This is a genomic window from Pseudoalteromonas sp. TAE79 (assembly GCF_000498015.1).
Taxonomy (GTDB): Bacteria; Pseudomonadota; Gammaproteobacteria; order Enterobacterales; family Alteromonadaceae; genus Pseudoalteromonas.
In genome coordinates this window covers 1-2,718 of sequence record NZ_AUTL01000054.1, presented here as the reverse complement: position 1 = coordinate 2,718, position 2,718 = coordinate 1, and the positions used below count along the sequence as shown (strand labels likewise).

General features: G+C 38.6%; 1 protein-coding gene and 1 pseudogene. One reads left to right on the top strand and one right to left on the bottom strand.

Annotation, left to right across the window (positions count from 1 at the left end; all coding sequences use genetic code 11):
- A pseudogene (locus L655_RS0101715) lies at positions 1 to 1,543 on the bottom strand (hypothetical protein); the annotation flags it as partial.
- 193 nt (positions 1,544 to 1,736) lie between these two features.
- On the opposite strand from L655_RS0101715, the gene L655_RS0101710 reads away from it, so the two are divergent.
- On the top strand, positions 1,737 to 2,718 hold a 982-nt coding region (locus L655_RS0101710), incomplete at its 3' end, for a dicarboxylate/amino acid:cation symporter (RefSeq protein WP_024603883.1).

Genomic DNA, 2,718 nt, shown 5'->3' with positions numbered 1-2,718 from the left:
CAGCCGATACAGGTACATTAACTGTAACAACTTTTGGTGTACCACCAGTAAGCACTGTCGCTGTAACCGTATCGCCTTGTGATATGTTACAGCCATTACTTCGGTATGTCGCTGTTGCAATACCACTAATACTCGTTGCAGTATCATCCATTACCGCAAGATCAGATTCAACACAACCAGATGTAAATTCAACATCTAGTGGAGTTACAAACAAATCTCCATTTGCATCATAAATATTTACTGAAATAACCGTTGTAGCTCCAGCTGCTAGCGGCACAAATTCGTTATCAATCACATTGCCAGCATCATCTAATTTATTATATAAACCATTTGAAATTTCAACACTTAATTCTGCTGTAGCGATTTCAAATGCTTTTGAAGCAGTAACTGATTTAGCAGTAACAGATACTTCTCCCGCACCACTGCTTGCCCCTGGCTGTAATTTTAAAATTGCAAAACCAAAGTTATCTGTTAGTGCTTTACCTGATTCTGGTAACAAGGCACCAAGGTCTGTAGATAACTCAGCTATAATGCCATCAATACCATCACCTGAACTTGTATCTGTGACTTTAATCATAACGTCAATAAGTTCATCAGAAGAGAATTGATTTACAACATTACAACCAGATGCTAGATATGTGCTTTCGAGGGATGTTGTGTTGCGATTAGCATCCCAATCACTTGCACAGCCTTGTAATAACTTGATATCAAGCTCTGCTTCAGCACTTTCCACAGGTGCATCATCACCATTTGAAATAAAGCCTGCAACTTTAGTGATGCTATTACCGCTTTCATCCGTATAGATGGCAACGACTTGACCCGCACCTTTTGAATCACCGCTACTGAGCGTTACGGAAGCTTTACCACTCGCGTCTGTTAATGCCGTACCTAACACAGGTGTGATTTTACCTGTGTAGTTAGTTGTAAAAGAAATTAGCTGGCCTTGTAAAGGTTCATCTTCATCTAACAAGGTAGCAGTAACCGTCCCTTTATTATCTTTACTGACTGGATTTTCAGCTGTAAATGGCGAACCAGTAATATCTAAAATTGAAATATCTAGTTCAATACTTCCACTCACACTTGAGTCATCATTCTCAGAACCATCTGATGCAAATCCAAACGAATCACTGTAGGTGTCTTCACCGTTAATATGGGTAGCAGTAATAATACCCGCCCCCGCAGTATCGCCTGCCGTAAGAGTGATCGATGCTACACCATCAGCGTTAGTTAAAACCGTGCCAGAGACTGGGTCAAGTAAACCAATAGAGTCTGCTAACGTGAATGTAATACGCTCGCCAGACACTGCATCACCATCTTCATTAACTAAACTAGCTCTTAATTCTAAAGGAGCATCAGCAGTCACACTATTCGACTCAGTATCACTCGCTTTCAAATAACCTTTCAAACTTATTGTATAGGTTGATGTTTCCGTCGTGGAATCACCATCACTAATAGAGCCGTCTTTTTCAAGTGACCCACCGCCACCACAGGCTGTGAGTAAAAAACTTAGCAATGAAATGCCGAGCAGTCGCATTAAAGGCATGAACCTCTCCCTAGCGTTGTTATTATAATCAAAATTAATTTTCACTTAATATTAACCTATAACTTAGTCTAAAATCTCAGTTTTTTATTACTTTTTTGCGCAAAATAATTTTAAATAAATACCAATTTTTTCTGTAGTAAATATTTCCTTGCTGGTAGTCTATGGCAAATTTATAAAATGTAGATCAGGGAATATGTCAAAAATCCGTTCAATGAGTTTAACCACTCGCATCATGATTGGTATGGCGCTTGGGGTTGCAGTAGGTTTTATATTTCAGGCTATATTAGCTGGTGAAGACGATTATCTAATACCACTTGGGTTATTCTCTTTGCCAATTAAAGCCTTTTTTGTTGATGGTATTTTCCATGTTGGTGGCCAAATATTTATTGCCAGCTTAAAAATGTTAGTTGTGCCTCTTGTTTTTGTATCGCTTGTTTGTGGTACCTGTAGCTTAAGTGACCCTAAAAAACTAGGCCGCCTAGGTGGTAAATCTATTGGTTTATATTTATTAACTACGGCTATTGCTATAACGGTAGCTATTACACTTGCCTTATTATTTAGCCCTGGTGAAGGTATAAGCTTGCCATCTAATGCAACTTATGATGCCAAAGAAGCGCCTACCCTTGCTCGTGTAATTATAGATATGTTTCCTACAAATCCATTTGAAGCAATGGCTAAAGGTAATATGCTTCAAGTTATTGTGTTTGCACTATTATTTGGTGTAGCAATGGCATTAAGTGGTAAAACAGGCAAACGCGTAGCAAGTGTTTTTGAAGATTTAAACACAGTAATCTTAAAACTAGTTACGCTGTTAATGAACATTGCACCTTATGGCGTGTTCTTTTTAATGGCAAAACTATTTACAACAATTGAGCTTAACTTAATTGTTAGCCTAGCCAAATACTTTGGCGTTGTAGTGCTTGCACTGTTATTACATGCTTTCGTAAACTACACATTGCTTTTAAAAATATTAACGGGCTTAAACCCGCTTATTTTCTTAGCAAAAATGAAGCACACATGCTTATTTGCATTTAGTACCTCGAGCTCAAGCGCAACTATGCCTATTACGCTTGAAACTGCCACTAAAAAACTAGGTGCTAATAACTCGGTTGCCTCATTTACTATCCCACTGGGTGCTACCATTAACATGGATGGCACTGCCATCATGCAAGGTG